A 15,634-nucleotide genomic window follows, 5' to 3' on the forward strand; every position below is an offset into this window, starting at 1 on the left:
TTTGGGGCTACTGGGGACGGGGAGGACAAACGTGCGTAACCGGGTTGAGGTGGCCGAACGCCCGGACGGCCTGTATGCGACGTGGGGCGAGGGGACCTTCCGCGCGCAGCGGTCGACCACGGACGGCACCGTGCTGCTGTCCGTATTGCCGGAGGAAGAGCCGCCGGAGGGCTTCGACAAGGAGTTCGAGGGCCGTCCGGCGAAGGTCGTCCCGGCGAGCGAGGTGCCGTCGACGTTCACGCTGCGAACCTTCGCCGAGTACGACGGCGAGGTCTTCGAGGTCGCGCCGGGCGACCGGCCGGAGCTGACCCTGCGCTGGGTCCGCGACGACGCCGCCCGCGCGGCACAGCTGGGCCTGACCGATTTCTCGGTCACCGTGCCGGCCAAGCAGGTCACGGCGCTGTGGCAGACGCGGCTGGACTTCACCGAGACGCCGGAGGCCCGCCCGCAGCCGGGCACCGGCGACCAGAACGCGCTGCTGCGCGCCATCGGCCGGACGCTGCTGCATACCGTGCCGGGCGGCTGGGCGCGGGTCGGCGCGCAGTTCCGGCAGGTCGGCGACTACGCCGAGATCGAAGTCCGCGCGGTCGGCGACGAGGACGGCCCGGTGTCGGTGTCGCTGCCCGCGGCACCCCGGCTCGGTGGGCTCTTCGCGCGGCTGCGGGCGTCGATGTTCCAGGCCGAGGCCGGCACGTGGTTCCAGGGCACGTTCACCCTCGACGCCGAGTCCAAGTTCGACTTCGACTTCGACGCCGACCGCGAGCCGGACTGGCGGGTGCCACCCAACGACGGCGGCCGCCCGTCGACCGCCGCCTACGAGCTGGAGCTGGCGACCTTCCCGCGGGCGCCGAAGCACCTGCCGTCGTGGCTGACGGCGAAGGCCGGACTGCCGCTGGACGTCGTGTTCCGGAACGCGCGGATCGCCGACTCGCACGTCGAGGGCGAGCGCCCGGTGGTCAACCGGCCGCCGGTGCCACCGGACCAGGTCCGCGGCCTGCTCGACTACCTGTTCCGGGCGCCGGTGGCACTGCACCGGCCCGCGCCGCTGCCGGACATCTTCGGCGGACCGGGCGCGAAGCCGGACGTGCCGAACGCCTTCCACACCGACGGCACCTGGATCTGGCCCGCCGCCGTGCCGCACTACCTGCGCAAGTACGGGGTACCGCCGGAGCCGGAGCTGGTCGAGCACGTGCGGGCGGTGGGATTTCGCCCGCCGTTCGTCGGGGAGCTCGTCCGCGCGACGGCGGAGGCGGAGGTCCTCGGCCACCCACGACCGCCGCAGACGGAGGCCGACCTGCCGGACGAGCGCGCGCTCACCCGGGTGGCCCGCGGCGAGCCGGTCCGGAGCCTGAAGGGCGCGGAGACCCTGGAGCTGCTCCAGCAGCGGCTGGCCGAGCACGGCATTCCGGCGTCGGCCTACCGGATCGGCGCGAACGAGATACCGGCCGAAGACGTGTGGACGCTGCGCCGCGCCGAGAACGGCTGGGAGGTTTCGCGGCCGCCGTTCGACGAGCCGGTGGCGTTCGGCTCGCTCGGCGACGCGGCCCGGTTCCTGCTCGGCGTGCTGCTGATGCTGCCGCCGCAAGAATCCAACGAGTCCGACCAGCCCGCCGACTGGCCGATCCTGCCGATGCGCGGCGAACCGCCGTTGAACTTCTACCGCGGCAAGCGCCTGGTCACGCTGCCGCCGGGCACCACAGTCGTCCGGTTCGGCAACGAGACCGGCAACCTGGTGCACGCCGACGGCTCGCGGTTCGTCGAGACGGCGCTGGCGTTCGAACGCGAACGCGAGAGGCGGCTCTACCGGGTGCAGCGCGCGATCCGCGTGCTGACCGGGGTGGCGGCGCCGTGGGGCGGCATGCCGGGCGGCGCGGTCGCCCACCTGCTGCCCCGGCCGCTCGCCCAGCACGTCGAGACGGGCTCGCTCAGCAGGCAGTGATCAGGACGGCGGGCGACCACCAGTAGTCGGCGAGCGGGGTGACGTCGACCTCGGTGAAGCCCGCCGTCTTGAGCTGCTCGGCCCAGACCGTGGCCGGGTGCTCCCAGTTCGTCCGCTGCTGCCCGGAGACGATCCCGAGCAGCACCGGCAGGAGGAAACCCTGGGCGACCAGCGAGGCGTCCTCGCCGTACTCGGCCACGCCACGCTCGTAGCGCTCGACGAGCGAGCGCAGGTGCTCCGGCGAGCCTTCTTCGAATTCGGGGACGTCGAATTCGGCGATGATCAGCTTCCCGGTGCGCAGCTGCAGCGTGCGCAGCACCTCCGCGCGCTGCTCCGGCTCGATGGACTGCAGCGCGAACGTCGACTGGACGAAGTCCCAGCCCAGGTCGTCGCGGGCCAGGAAGTCCTGCGCGGTCGACTGCCAGCACTGGGCCGACGGCACCCGCTCGTGGACGCCTTCGAGCAGCGCGGCCGACGGTTCGACCAGGTCGATCCGCGCGGGGAGGTGCGCCGCCTGCTCCAGCGCGGGCACCACGGCGAGGCCGTCACCGCAGCCCAGGTCGAGCAGCGACTCCGGCTTGCCGGCGTCGTAGCGGGCGGCCAGCTCGGCGCTCAGCGCCCGGTACAGCTCGACGTTGCCGCCGCCGCGGATGAACGCCGTGAACGCGCTCGGCTGGTCGTACACCGGCGCCGAGCCGTCGCCGGCCAGGTAGGCCCGCAGTTCGTCCGCCAGCGTGGAGCCGGCGAGCCCGGCCTGGGCGGCGAGTTCGGCGGCCTGGTCGTGGTCACCGGAGCGGTAGGCGGCGAGAGCGTCGGCGAGCAGCTCGATCGAGGTCATGGTCAGGAGATATCAGAACGGGACCCACAACGTCACTCGCGTGCCGCCCCCGGCGAGTCCCGACTCGACCCGCGAGGTCCCGCCGACCTCGGCCAGCCGCGCGGTGATCGACTCGCTGATGCCGAACCCGGCCGGGTGATCGACCGCGCTGAAACCGCTCCCGTGGTCACGGGTGATCACCGCGATGCCGCCGTCGCGCTCCTCGACGCGGACCACCACCCGGTCGGTGCCGGAGTGCTTCATCGTGTTCCGCATCGCCTCGCGCACGGCGTCGCGGATGGCGATCTGCCGGACCTCCGACAGCGTGTCGTCGTCCAGCTCGGCCACCACGAGCTGGGCGCGCAGGCCGTCGCGGGCCATCTCGGCGGCGAGCGCGGCGAGCTTCTCGCCCAGCGGCCGCGCGCCGGCCTCGGCTCGCTCGGACGCCGCCGACTCGATCGTGTGCCGGATCTGCATCGCCTGCGCCCGCGCCAGCCGCTGGATCTCCACGAGCCGTTCCTCGGCGTTGCCGGGGCCGGACAGCGCCATCGCTTCCAGCGTCTGCAGCACGGTGTCGTGCAGCCTCCGGTGCTGCTGGGCGCGCTCGGCCAGCCGCCCGTTGCGGGTGCCATAGGCCAGCGCCAGGCGCGTGCCGAGGCCGGTCAGCACCAGCGCGGCGGTGGCCAGGAAGAGCTCCGCGAGCAGCACGGAGTACGTCGAGAAGGCGGCCCCGGCCAGGAACCCGCCGGTGTTCAGCCAGTTCGCCAGCATCCGGAGCGGGAAGCTCAGCAAACCGAACACCACGCCGCTCGGAAGGCCCAGCGCGAGGGTCAGCAACCCGATCTCGCCGTACAGGTGGACGCCGGTGACCGCCAGCGCGTCGAAGTACACCGGCGTCGGCACGGTCAGCGCGACGAGCAGCGGCGAAACCACCGTGAAGGCCAGGTCGACGGCCAGCAGCTTTCCGGCGTTCCGGCCCCGGTACGGCGCCGAGCGGAACATCCAGCGAAGACCGGTGACGTTCAGCGCGACCGACAGGAGCGTGAAGACCCCGACCGGCAGCAGGCCGGTCGTGCCGTGCTGGAGGACGTAGACGCCGAACTGGCCCGGCACCGCGAGCAGCCGGTAGGCCAGCGGGATGAGCACGACGTACCGGGTCGCGCGCAGCAGCAGGCCGTCGCGCTCGGTGGGGTCGATCGGGCCCGACATCCGGGAGATGCGCCGCAGCGCGTGCATCGGGGCCGGGTCGGCGATCTCGTCGGGCAGCTCACTCGTCGCGGTGGCGATCGCGGGGGCGCCGCGCCTCAGCAGCGCCACCAGGAAGCTGCCCCCGCCCGCCACCGGTCAGACGCCCCCTATGCCGTTCTCCGCGGCCCACTTCTTCAGTTCGGCGACGGCCTCGTCGTGTTCTAGGGGACCGCGGTCCAGGCGCAGTTCCTTGAGGAACTTCCACGCCTTCCCGACGTCCGGCCCCGGCTTGAGGCCGAGCAGCTCCATGATCTCCTCGCCGTTGAGGTCCGGCCGCACGCGGTCGAGGTCCTCCTTGGCCTTGAGCTCGGCGATCCGGGTCTCGAGGTCGTCGTAGGTCGCCTGCAGCGCGGCCGCCTTCCGGCGGTTGCGGGTGGTGCAGTCGGCGCGGACCAGCTTGTGCAGCCGGGTCAGCAGGGGGCCGGCGTCGGTGACGTACCGGCGGACCGCCGAATCCGTCCACTCGCCCTTGCCGTAGCCGTGGAACCGCAGGTGGAGGAACACGAGCTGGGAGACGTCGTCGACGATTTCCTTCGAGAACTTCAGCGCCCGCAAACGTTTGCGGGCCATCCGCGCGCCGACCACCTCGTGGTGGTGGAAGCTGACGCCGCCGCCCGGCTGGAACTCCCGGGTGGCCGGCTTGCCGACGTCGTGCAGCAGCGCGGCCAGCCGCAGAATCAGATCGGGCTCGGACGTCGGCTCGTGCGTCTGCTCCAGGTCGATCGCCTGGGCGAGCACGGTCAGCGAGTGCTGGTAGACGTCCTTGTGCTGGTGGTGCTCGTCGATCGCCAGCCGCATGCCGGACACCTCGGGCACCACCCGGTCGGCCAGCCCGGTCTCGACCAGCAGCTCCAGCCCCGGCCGCGGGTCGGGCGCCAGCAGCAGCTTCGACAGCTCGGCCTGCACCCGCTCGGCGGTGATCCGGTCGAGCTCCTCCGCCATGGACGTCATCGCGTCGACCACCCGCGGCGCGGCGGCGAAGCCAAGCTGCGCGGCGAACCGGGCGGCGCGCAGCATCCGCAGCGGGTCGTCGGCGAACGACTCCTGCGGCGTCGCCGGGGTGTCCAGGACCTTCTCCCGCAGCGCGCTCAGCCCGTCGTGCGGGTCGATGAACGTCTTCGACGCCAGCTCGACGGCCATCGCGTTGACCGTGAAGTCGCGGCGCAGCAGGTCGCCCTCGATGCTGTCGCCGAAGGTGACCTCGGGGTTGCGGCCGACGCGGTCGTAGCTGTCGGCGCGGAACGTCGTGATCTCGAGCTGCATGCCCTTCTTCGTCACGCCGACCGTGCCGAAGGCGATCCCGACGTCCCAGACCGCGTCGCCCCAGCCGCTGACGATCTTCAGCACCCGGTCGGGCCGCGCGTCGGTGGTGAAGTCGAGGTCGCTGGAGCGGCGGCCGAGCAGCGCGTCGCGCACGCTGCCGCCCACGAGGTACAGGCGGTGTCCCGCCCTGGCGAACCTTTCCGCCAGCTCCTCCGCCAGTGGAGAGACCTCCATCAGCCCCACCACCTGCTCGTCGACCACGTCGTTCACGAAAATCCCACTACGTTCCAGGTGCGATAGCTGCAGGCACCGCCGGACACGGACACGGAGAGCCAGCCTACCGGGGCAACCGTTTGCTCTAGCATCGCAGCATGTCTGGATCAGCCGGCCGCCCCGGCGCCTCGAAGCCGCGCAGGCGGCGCAGGCGTCAGCGCGGCAGGCGGCTGACCACGGTCGACGAGACGTCGGCCGGTGGCCTCGTGGTGGACCCCGCCCGCGAACAGGCGGTGCTGATCGGCCGGCTCGACCGGCACGGCAGACTGCTGTGGTCGCTGCCCAAGGGCCACATCGAGGACGGTGAGACAGTGGAACAGACAGCCGTGCGCGAGGTGAAGGAGGAAACCGGCATCTCCGCGCGCGTCATGCGGCCACTGGGCACCATCGACTACTGGTTCGTGGCCGAGAAGCGGCGCATCCACAAGACCGTGCACCACTTCCTGCTCGAAGCGCTCGGCGGCGAACTTTCCGACGAAGACGTCGAGGTCACCGAGGTGGCCTGGGTCCCGCTGGCCGAGCTGGAGACCAAGCTCGCCTACTCCGACGAGCGCAAGCTCGTCCGGAAGGCGAGTCAGATGTACAAGGAACTTTTCGCGCGCCCGGACGTCCACGGACGAGACGAGCACGCCCCTGAGGGAGCCCCCGAGTGAAGCGGTTCGCCGCAACCTTCCTGTCCGTCCTCTTCCTGGCCGTCCCCGCCCTCGCCGGCGCCACGGTCGCCCAGGCGCAAGAGGGCGCGCGCCTGCGCATCGACCTGGCCGGGCTCAGCCCGCGGGTGATCACGACTTCGACGACGACGCTGACCGTCACCGGCACGGTGACCAACACCGGCGACCGGCGGATCGCCAAGCCGCAGGTGCGGCTCCAGGTCGGCGACCGGACGACGACCGAGCGCGGGGTCGGCGACGTGCTGTCCGGCGCGGTCGTCAGGGACACCCCGCTGACCGAGTTCACACCGGTCGCCGACGTGCTGGAACCGGGCCAGAGCGCGCCGCTGAACATCACGGTTCCCCTGACCGGGACGCGGGCGGACCGGTTCGCCCGGCCCGGCGTCTACCCGCTGCTGGTCAACGTCAACGGCACCCCCGAGTTCGGTGGGGCCGCGCGGCTGGGCGCGGTCAGCATGCTGCTGCCGGTGCTGGCCGGGCCGGGCAAGCAGGCCCCCGCCCGGGGCGGCGCGCCGAGCATGACCCTGCTCTGGCCGCTGACCGGCAACGTCCCGCACGTCTACGCGGCGCCGTACGGGAGCCCGATGGTGCTGGCCGACGACCGGATGGCCGCCGAGATCAGCGGGGACGGCCGGCTGAACGCGCTGGTCACGTCGGCGGCGTCGGCCGTGCGGGGCAACTCGAACCTCGCGAAGTCGATGTGCTTCGCGCTCGACCCGGACCTGCTCGCCACCATCGACGCGATGACCCGCGGCTACCTCGTCCACACCGACACCGGGAACGTCGACGGCAAGGGCGTCGAGGCCGCGAAGACGTGGCTGACCGAGCTCCGGGCGCTGGTCGGCGGCCGCTGCGTGGTCGCGCTGCCGTTCGCCGACGCCGACCTCGACGCGCTCACCCGCATCCGGCCCGGCGACACCAGCCTGGTCACCCGGGCCGCCACCGGGGCCGCGACCATCCAGGAGCTGACCGACGTCACCCCGCAGACCGGCGTGCTCTGGCCGGACGGCACACCCAGCGCGTCGGTGCTCGGCGCGCTGAGCGAGGCCGGCGTGCGGACCGTGCTCACCGACGCCGGCAAGCTCGCGCCCGACGCGGCCGGCGGCGGCGTCACCGTGCAAGGCAGCACCGTCCGCCTGCAGCCGACCGACTCGCTGATCTCCGCCGCGATGACGGGCGTGCCGACCGTGCCCGGCTCGGTCACCGTGCCCGCCACGACCGAGCGGGCGGTCGCGAGCCAGAACGGCCTCGGTGCCCTGGCCTTCCGCGCCGGGCTGGGCGTGGCCGCGGGGCAGCCGCGGCCGGACCACCTGCTGGTCGCGCCGCCGCGGCGCTGGGACGCCTCGGCCGAGGAGTTCACCACCTACCTGCAGCAGGTCGGCGGCTTCCTGGACGCGGGCCTGGTCACCGCGACCGGGCTCCCGGCGCTGCTCGCCGCCGCCCCGGCGACCTCCGGGCCGGTCGGCGACGGCGGACCGCCCCCGGCCACGGGCGTCGACCCCGGCGTCGTCTCGACGCTGGCCGACCTCGACGTGAAGGCCACCGGGCTGGCGTCCGCGATGCAGCTCGATCCCACCAAACGGGTGAAACCGGACGACGTCGTCGAGCCGGTCCGGCTGGCCGAGCTGCGCGGCGCGTCCACGGCGTGGCGGGGCCTGCCCGCGGACGCGGCAACCACGAACGCCCAGGCGGAACTGATCGCGATCAGCGGCCGGGTGACCGTCTCGCAGCCGAAGCAGACCATCGCGCTGGCGTCCGGCAACTCGCCGCTGCCGGTGTACGTCAGCAACGACCTGCCGGTCGGGATCAACGCCCGGTTCACCCTGAACAACAACACCGGTCTGCGCCTCGAGGGCGCGAAAGACTGGTACTTCCCGGCCAGCGGCGGCAAGAACTACTTCCTCCCGGTGGAGGCCCTGCGGGCCGGCCGGTTCAGCGTCGATGTGTCGTTGAGCACCCCCACCGATACCCCGCTCGGGTCATCCGCGCGGTTCGAACTGACGTCGACCGAGTACGGCGCGATCACCATCATCGCGACCGTCGCCGCAGGTGTGGCCCTGCTTCTGCTCGCTTCCCGGCGGATCTACCGGCGGATCAAGGACGCCCGCGCGGGGCGTGACGTCGTGGCCTGATCGCTCGGCCTTTGAGTGTTCCGGGCGGTTCGCGATTACCCTTGGTCCGCACATGCGCGGCACCGGGCCGCGGCACCGGAGCAGAGCACCGAGGATTGGGCACGCGTTGGAGAGAGAGCCGGGCTTACCACCCGAGCGTGCGGGTCGTCCTCGGCGCGAAGGCCCCCCACCCCCGCAACGGGGTGACGGGCCTCCGAAAGCATCACAGCCGTCGCAGCCGGTCCGCCGCCGGCAGCCGCCGCCTCCGCCCCCGGAGCGCGGCCGCCGCCAGCCGCCCCGCAACGGCCACACGCGTCAGATGCCGACCCCGGACGACGCGACGGTCCGCGACCAGCGCTCGCCCCGCGAAGACGGCCCGGCCCGTGACGGCCGGCCCCGCCGCGGCGACCAGGCACCCCACGACGGCCGCGCCCCCCGCGGCGACCGCCCGGCGCGGGACGAACGCCCGGCCCGCGACGACCGCCCGGTGCGCGACGACCGCCCACCCGGTGACGACCGTCCGGTCCGGGACGAGCGCGCCCCCCGTGGCGGCGGGCCGGCCCGCGACAAACGCGCCGCCCGCGGGGCCCCGGACGACGATCGCGCCCGCCGTGACATCCCGCCCCACGCCGACCGCCCGGTCCGCGACCAGCGCGCCGCCCGGCCCGCACCGGACGACCACCCGCCCCGCGACCAGCGCCCCCCTCGCGGCGACCGCACGGGCGCGGAGGAGTTCCCGGCCCGCGAGGCCCGCCCCCGTGGCGAACGGCCGCGCGACGACCGGCCCCGGGACGACCGCGGCCCGTACGACGATCGCGCCCCGTACGACGATCGCGCCCGCCGCGAGGACCAGCCGCCGCGCCGGGTCCCGCCGCAGCAGCCTCCGCCGCGGGGTGGCCAGCCGCCGCGCGCCGCCGGCCCGGCGCCGACGCGGGTCCAGCCGGTGCCGCCGCACAGCGGCGCGCAGCCCGTGCCACCGCACAGCGGTGGGCAGCCGGGCCCGTCGCACAGCGGTGCGCAGCCGGGCCCGTCGCACAGCGGTGCGCAGCCAGCCGTGCCGCCGCACAGCGGTGCGCAGCCGGGCACGCCGCACAGCGGTGCTCAGCCCGTTCCGCCGCACAGCGGCGGGCAGTCGGTGCCGCCGCCGGGCACGCCACTCAGCGGTGCTCAGCCGGTCGCATCGCCGGGCAATCCGCAGCCGGGCCCGCCGCCCCAAGGCGGTGCGCAGCCGAGCCTGCCACCGCACAGCGGTGCGCAACCCGGCCTACCCCCGCACAGCGGTGCGCAACCCGGCCTACCCCCGCACAGCGGTGCGCAACCGGGCCTACCCCCGCAAGGCGGTGGGCAGCCGGCCGTGCCACCGCCGGGCCTGCCGCTCAGCGGCGCGCAGCCGGTCGTCTCGCCCGGCAGTCCGCAACCGGGCCTGCCTGGCAACCTGCCACCGAAAGGCGCGCCGCCGGCCGGCCCGCCGCCGCAGCAGAGCGGCCCCCAGCCGATCCAGCCGGGCCCGGCTCCGCACCAGGGGCGGCTCCCGCAGCCCAGCCCGCCGCTGACCCCGCCGCCCGGCATGCCGGCGCTGGGTCCCGGCACCCCGCCGCCGGGCACGCCGGTCCCGCCGCGCGGGCGCGGCGCCCGCCGTCCGGCGCCGGTCCGGCCGTGGCAGGAGGAGGCCACCCAGGTCCAGCGCCCGCCCGACCCGGAGGCGACGCGGTTCATCCCGCGCACCGCCGGCGTCCCGATGAACTCGCGCTGGCCGGTCGCCGACCCCGACGTCATGCGCCCGTACGACGCGCTGGCCACCCAGGTCATGCCGGCGCTCAAGGGGCCGCTGGTCAAGCCCCGGCCGGACGGCGAAGCGCCGGAGGCCCCGGCCAAGGCGCCTTCACTGGCGAAGGCATCCGGGCGGATGGCCATCGCGTCGCTGATCAGCCGGATCACCGGCTTCCTCTGGAAGCTGCTGCTGGTCGGCGCGATCGGCCAGGGCATCGCGAACGACTCGTTCAACGTCGCCAACACGATGCCGAACATCATCTTCGAACTGCTGATGGGTGGCGTGCTCGCCAGCGTGGTGGTGCCGCTGCTGGTGCGTTCGCAGGACGAGTCCGACGGCGGCGTGGCCTACACCCAGCGCCTCATCACGGTGGCGTTCTCGCTGCTCCTGGTCGGCACGGTGGTCGCGGTCATCGCGGCGCCGGCGTTCACGAGTCTGTATGTCGACTCGTCCGGCAAGGCGAGCGCGGACCTGACCACGGCGTTCGCCTACCTGCTGCTGCCGGAGATCTTCTTCTACGGCATGTTCGCGCTGCTCTCGGCCGTGCTCAACGCCAAGCAGATCTTCGGGCCGACGGCGTGGGCGCCGGTGATCAACAACCTGGTCGTCATCTTCACGATCCTGGTCGTCTGGATCATGCCGGGCGACATCGACACCGGGCACGTCTCGATCACCGATCCCAAGGTGCTGACGCTGGGCATCGGCGTCACCGGCGGCATCGTCGCCCAGGCGCTGCTGCTGATCCCGCCGCTGCTGCGGTCCGGCTTCCGGTTCAAGTGGCGCTGGGGCATCGACAAGCAGATGAAGGAGTTCGGCGGCCTCGCGCTGTGGATCCTCGGCTACGTCGCGGTGAGCCAGATCGGCTACACGATCAACACCCGCGTGCTGACCAGCGGTTCACCCGGCGGGGTCACCGCCTACAGCAACGCCTGGCTGCTCTTCCAGCTGCCGTACGGCGTCATCGGCGTCTCGCTGCTGACGGCGATCATGCCGCGGATGAGCCGGGCGGCCGCCGACGGCGACCACAAGAAACTGATCGGCGACCTGTCGTACGCGTCCCGGATGTCGACCGTGATGCTCGTGCCGATCTCCGCGGTGATGACCGTGGTCGGCGGCTCGATCGGCATCGCGCTGTTCACCTTCGGCAAGGGCACGGTCGAAACGGCCGAGCGGCTCGGCGACGCGCTCGCGATCTCGGCGTTCGCGCTGCTGCCGTACGCGCTGGTCATGCTGCAGATGCGCGTGTTCTACGCGATGAAGGACGCCCGCACGCCGACGCTGATCATGATCGTGATGACGCTGGTCAAGGTGCCGCTGCTGTACCTGTGCCCGGTGCTGCTGTCGCCGGACAACGTCGTGCTCGGCGTGATGATGGTCAACGCGCTGACGTTCGTGGTCGGCGCGATCCTCGGCCAGGTTTGGCTCTGGGTGACGCTGGGCAACTTGCGCAGCAAGCGGGTGATCGGCGTGATTCTCTTCACGGTCGTCGCGAGTGTCCTGGGCGTCGCCGCCGCGTGGGTCGCCGGCAAGCTCGTGCCCGACTCGTTCGGGCCGACTTTCGGGGCCTGGGTGAAGCTTCTGCTGCAGAGCATCGTGGGCATCGTCGTCTCGTTCGGCGTGCTGATGGCGCTGAAGGTCGAGGAGCTGAAGCCGGCCACTTCGAGGTTCACCCGGTTGATCAAGCGCGGGTAACGATTGTGGTACGGAAGGCGACGACTCCCGCGTCGTATTCTGGGTAACCTTGGAGCGGGGAGCTAACGGGAGCGTGCGGGTGGACACGAGGCGGAGCGAACAGGCGGGGGGTGCGAACCACGTGGGCAAGGCCCAGGTCGGATCGCTGGCCCCCGGGCGTGTGGTCGGCGACGGCCGCTACCGCCTCCTCGCGCAGTTCGGCGTGGACGAGCGGGGCGACGCGCACCTTTGGCGCGCCCGCGACGGGCAGCTGAAGCGGGACGTCGCGCTGACCCTGCTGGTCGGCGATCCAGCGGATCCCGAAGCCGCTCGGCTGGCCCGGCGGACGCTCGAACGCGCGACGCACGCGTCGAAGTTCGGCCACGGCGGCGTTGCCCGCGTGCTGGACGTGCTCGCCCTCGGCAGCGGCGTCACTTCGAGCGAAGGCCTGCTCGGTGTCGTCGTCGCGGAGTGGACCAAGGGCAGCGACCTGGTCGACCTCGTCGCGCAGCGGCCGGTGGCGCCCGCCGCGGCCGCGCGGATGGTGCAGGCGCTGGCCGAAGCCGTCGAGCAGGCGCACCAGAACGGGCTCGTCCTCGGCCTCGACCACCCTCAGCGCCTGCGGCTGACGCCGAGCGGCGCGCTCAAGCTCGCGTTCCCCGGCCCGCTGCCGGAGGCGACGCTGCGCGACGACGTCAAGGCGCTCGGCGCGGTGCTGTACCTCCTGCTGACCGGCCGCTGGGCGCTGCCCGGCGGTCCGCCCGCGATCCCGCCGGCCCCGATGACGCCGCAGGGCCGGATCGTTCCGCCGCGCCAGCTGGTGCCGACGGTCCCGGCCGACCTGTCCTCGCTGGCCGTCCGCACGATCGAGGACGGCGGCAACGGCGGCATCCGCACCAGCGCGGCCATCCTGCGCGTCCTCGGCCAGGTGGCCGAGGAAGAGGAGCGCACCCAGCTGATCAAGGCCGTCGGCGGGGACGTCGCCGAGGCCGACGGCACGATCTGGACGACGAAGAAGCCGGTCAAGGACGTCGCCCGGCGGCGCAAGCTCGCCCTCGGCGTCACGGTCCTGGTGGTCGCGACCGTCGTCATCCTCGCCTGGGGCGGCCTGATGCTGATCAACGTCTTCCAGGGCGATTCGAAGGCGAGCGGGCCGTCGATCAACGTCGCCGCGCCGCCGGCGTCGAGCCAGCAGAACGGGACGCCGGCCCCGCAGTCGCCGGCTCCGGCCCCGCCACCTCCGCCGTCCGTGGGCGCCGCGGTGGCCCCGCAGTCGGTGGCCGTCTACAACCCCGAGGGCCGGGGCGACAACACCGGCCGGGCGAAGTACGCGACCGACGGCAAGGCCGAGACGGAGTGGCGGACCGAGAAGTACAAGCAGCAGTTCCCGACCATCAAGCCGGGCGTCGGGCTGCTCGTCACGTTCGAGAACCCGATCAACCTCAGCCAGGTGAAGGTCATCGGAGGCACCCCCGGCAGCAAGGTCGAGATCCGCTCGGCGACCGGGAAGAACCCCGACTTCGCCGACACGAAGGTGGTCGGCAACGGCGACCTGAAGGACGGCGAGACGACGATCCCGCTGGCTCAGCCGGCACAGGGCGAGTACTTCATCGTCTGGATCACTCAGCTGGGCGAGGTGGACGGGCAGTTCATGACCGAAATAGGCGACCTGTCCTTCCTGCCTGCGGGGTGACGCACCCGACAGGGTCAGTAGGCTCTGGCGGGTGACAGCTGCAGCTCCCACGGATGCGGATCTGATAGCGGCTCACGCCGCGGGGGATCCTCATGCGTTCAGCGAACTCGTCCAGCGACATCGCGACCGCATGTGGGCGGTGGCCCTGCGCACGGTCCGCGATCCGGAAGAGGCCGCCGACGCGTTGCAGGACGCGTTCATCTCGGCCTTTCGCGCGGCCGGGAACTTCAGAGCGGAGTCGCAGGTCACGACGTGGCTGCACCGGATCGTGGTGAATGCCTGCCTCGACCGGATCCGCCGCCGCCAGGCGCGCCCGACCGTGCCCCTGCCGGAGACCGGCTTCAACGAGCCCGCCGCGCCCCGCGACTCGATGGCCGAGCGGGAGACCAGCCTGCTCGTGCGCGAGGCGCTCGAGCAGCTGCCCGAAGACCAGCGTGCCCCGATCGTGCTCGTCGACGTCGAGGGATACTCCGTCGCCGAGACGGCCAAGATGCTCGGTATCGCCGAGGGCACGGTGAAGAGCCGGTGCGCGCGGGGCCGCGGGAAACTCGCGAAGGTTCTCGGGCACCTGCGGAACCCCGATGCGATTGCGAACGTCCCAACTCACGAAAGCAAACGGGCCGGGCGTCAGCCGGGTAGCGGGGAGGGACGATGACGGACGAAAGCCGGGGGATCGGGGGGACCATCGGTCCGCCCTGGTCTGTCGACGTGCTCGCCGACCTCCACGCCGGTGTCCTGGACGACACGCAGGCGGCCGAGCTGTGGCCGCTGGTCAACGCCGATCCGGAAGCCCGGGCGATCCTGGACGCCCTCGACGCCACGCAGGCCGACCTGGCCTCGCTCGCCGACGCGCCGGCCCCGCCGATGCCCGCGGAGTTCGCCGCCCGGCTGGACGCGGCCTTGGCCGCCGAAGCAGCCGCCGCCTTTCGTGAGCGGCCCCAGGGCGCCACGCAGGCACCGCGGCAGGCCGGGCCCGGGGACGCCCCGGTGGTGGACCTCGCGGCGGCCCGGCGGCGCCGGAACAAGCGGCTCGGCTGGGCCGCCGGCGTCCTGACCGCGGCCGCGGCGGCGGTCGTCGCCGTGACCGTCGCGATCCCGGACACCGCGCAGCAGCCCGGCACCCCGGACGTCGCGGCCCCCGCGCCGACGGGCCCGTCGGTCGGCGGCGACGGCGCCGGCGCGCAGGCGCTGGTCGGCAAGGCGATCGGCGTCCGCGACTTCGGCCCGCTGCAGAACGAGGACCGCCTCGACGCGTGCATCGCGGCCGCCGGACTTGACCCGAAGGTGCGCCCCGAAGGCATCCGCCCGGTGAACGTCGGCGGCAAGGCCGGGGTGATGATCATCCTGACCACCGGCAAGCTCGCCCAGTTCCGCCTGGTGGCTTTCGGAGCCGACTGCGGACCGGGAAATCCGGCCGTGCTGTTCGACAAGGTCGTCGGGGAGAAGTAGCGGCTGTGACATCCGGGGCTTCGCCCCAGGCCGGGGGCTCCGCCACCCGGAACCCCCATGAGCGCTGTCACGGCTGGGAACATGGCCACCTACGATCGTGTTGAGCCTGGTACAGGTCACTACGAGCGGAGGTCAACGGGTGGCTGCCGAGGAAATCAGGAACCTGATCATTGTCGGGTCGGGTCCTGCCGGATACACCGCTGCCGTTTATGCGGCGCGGGCCCAGCTCGAACCGCTGGTGTTCGAGGGCACGCAGTTCGGCGGCGCGCTGATGACGACGACCGAGGTCGAGAACTTCCCGGGGTTCCGCGACGGGATCATGGGTCCGGACCTGATGGAGGAGATGCGCAAGCAGGCCGAGCGCTTCGGCGCCGAGCTGCGCGCGGAGGACGTCGAGTCGCTGGAGCTGACCGGGGACGTCAAGTACGTCCACGCGAACGGCAAGCGCTACGCCGCCCGCGCGGTCGTCCTCGCCATGGGTGCCGCGGCGCGGTACCTGAACGTGCCGGGCGAGCAGGAGCTGCTCGGGCGCGGTGTGTCGGCCTGTGCGACCTGTGACGGCTTTTTCTTCCGCGACCACGACATCGTGGTCGCCGGTGGTGGCGACTCGGCGATGGAGGAGGCGACCTTCCTGACGAAGTTCGCGAAGTCCGTCACGATCGTCCACCGCCGCGAGGAGTTCCGCGCATCCAAGATCATGATCGAGCGCGCTCGCGCGAACGAGAAGA

General features: G+C 72.8%; 12 protein-coding genes. 8 read left to right on the top strand and 4 right to left on the bottom strand.

All coding sequences use genetic code 11. From position 1 onward, the window contains the following. Positions 1–31 precede the first annotated feature (31 nt). Positions 32–1,939: a TNT domain-containing protein gene (locus ACLJQF_RS14435; protein ID WP_410608987.1), complete on the top strand. Its 1,908-nt coding sequence runs from the start codon at positions 32–34 to the stop codon at positions 1,937–1,939. On the opposite strand, the gene ACLJQF_RS14440 is transcribed toward ACLJQF_RS14435, so the two are convergent. From ACLJQF_RS14440 to ACLJQF_RS14450, 3 genes are read right to left on the bottom strand one after another with little or no spacing between them, the layout of a single operon-like run. Next, positions 1,926–2,777, bottom strand: coding sequence for a class I SAM-dependent methyltransferase (locus ACLJQF_RS14440; protein WP_410608989.1), 852 nt, complete (start codon positions 2,775–2,777; stop codon positions 1,926–1,928). The genes ACLJQF_RS14435 and ACLJQF_RS14440 overlap by 14 nt on opposite strands. Before the next feature lie 12 nt (positions 2,778–2,789). Beyond that, entirely contained in the window at positions 2,790–4,097 is a 1,308-nt protein-coding gene (locus ACLJQF_RS14445) for a sensor histidine kinase (protein WP_410608991.1), read from the bottom strand. A 3-nt stretch (positions 4,098–4,100) separates the two neighbouring features. Next, complete coding sequence (locus tag ACLJQF_RS14450; protein WP_410608992.1) at positions 4,101–5,537, bottom strand: CCA tRNA nucleotidyltransferase; 1,437 nt, start codon at positions 5,535–5,537, stop codon at positions 4,101–4,103. Between the two features lie 101 nt (positions 5,538–5,638). Here ACLJQF_RS14450 and ACLJQF_RS14455 point away from each other — a divergent pair, with 101 nt between their 5' ends. Both ACLJQF_RS14455 and ACLJQF_RS14460 read left to right on the top strand, forming a co-directional pair. After that, complete coding sequence (locus tag ACLJQF_RS14455) at positions 5,639–6,193, top strand: NUDIX hydrolase (protein WP_410608994.1); 555 nt, start codon at positions 5,639–5,641, stop codon at positions 6,191–6,193. Continuing rightward, positions 6,190–8,343: a DUF6049 family protein gene (locus ACLJQF_RS14460; RefSeq protein ID WP_410608996.1), complete on the top strand. Its 2,154-nt coding sequence runs from the start codon at positions 6,190–6,192 to the stop codon at positions 8,341–8,343. Before ACLJQF_RS14455 ends, ACLJQF_RS14460 begins: the two co-directional genes overlap by 4 nt. A gap of 202 nt (positions 8,344–8,545) precedes the next feature. Here ACLJQF_RS14460 and ACLJQF_RS14465 read toward each other — a convergent pair whose 3' ends face one another. After that, positions 8,546–9,580: a hypothetical protein gene (locus ACLJQF_RS14465; protein WP_410608997.1), complete on the bottom strand. Its 1,035-nt coding sequence runs from the start codon at positions 9,578–9,580 to the stop codon at positions 8,546–8,548. Between the two features lie 309 nt (positions 9,581–9,889). On the opposite strand from ACLJQF_RS14465, the gene murJ reads away from it, so the two are divergent. From murJ to ACLJQF_RS14490, 5 genes are all read left to right on the top strand, one after another. Beyond that, positions 9,890–11,785: a murein biosynthesis integral membrane protein MurJ gene (murJ, locus tag ACLJQF_RS14470; RefSeq protein ID WP_410609039.1), complete on the top strand. Its 1,896-nt coding sequence runs from the start codon at positions 9,890–9,892 to the stop codon at positions 11,783–11,785. A 79-nt stretch (positions 11,786–11,864) separates the two neighbouring features. Further along, positions 11,865–13,457, top strand: a complete 1,593-nt coding sequence (locus ACLJQF_RS14475; protein WP_410608999.1) for a protein kinase family protein — start codon at positions 11,865–11,867, stop codon at positions 13,455–13,457. A gap of 31 nt (positions 13,458–13,488) precedes the next feature. After that, positions 13,489–14,112: an RNA polymerase sigma factor SigM gene (gene sigM, locus ACLJQF_RS14480; protein WP_410609001.1), complete on the top strand. Its 624-nt coding sequence runs from the start codon at positions 13,489–13,491 to the stop codon at positions 14,110–14,112. Next, entirely contained in the window at positions 14,109–14,906 is a 798-nt protein-coding gene (locus ACLJQF_RS14485) for a hypothetical protein (RefSeq protein ID WP_410609003.1), read from the top strand. Before sigM ends, ACLJQF_RS14485 begins: the two co-directional genes overlap by 4 nt. 139 nt (positions 14,907–15,045) lie before the next feature. Continuing rightward, positions 15,046–15,634, top strand: a 589-nt coding sequence (locus tag ACLJQF_RS14490) for an NAD(P)/FAD-dependent oxidoreductase (RefSeq protein WP_410609005.1), incomplete at its 3' end; no start/stop codon positions are given.

The organism is Amycolatopsis sp. lyj-109, assembly GCF_046548995.1.
Lineage (GTDB): Bacteria > Actinomycetota > Actinomycetes > Mycobacteriales > Pseudonocardiaceae > Amycolatopsis.

Excerpts from the sequence above, each read along its gene's own strand:
- ACLJQF_RS14455 (WP_410608994.1), top strand. The coding sequence starts at position 5,639 with ATGTCTGGATCAGCCGGCCGCCCCGGCGCCTCGAAGCCGCGCAGGCGG.
- ACLJQF_RS14440 (WP_410608989.1), bottom strand. The coding sequence starts at position 2,777 with ATGACCTCGATCGAGCTGCTCGCCGACGCTCTCGCCGCCTACCGCTCC.
- ACLJQF_RS14485 (WP_410609003.1), top strand. The coding sequence starts at position 14,109 with ATGACGGACGAAAGCCGGGGGATCGGGGGGACCATCGGTCCGCCCTGG.
- murJ (WP_410609039.1), top strand. The coding sequence starts at position 9,890 with ATGCCGGCGCTGGGTCCCGGCACCCCGCCGCCGGGCACGCCGGTCCCG.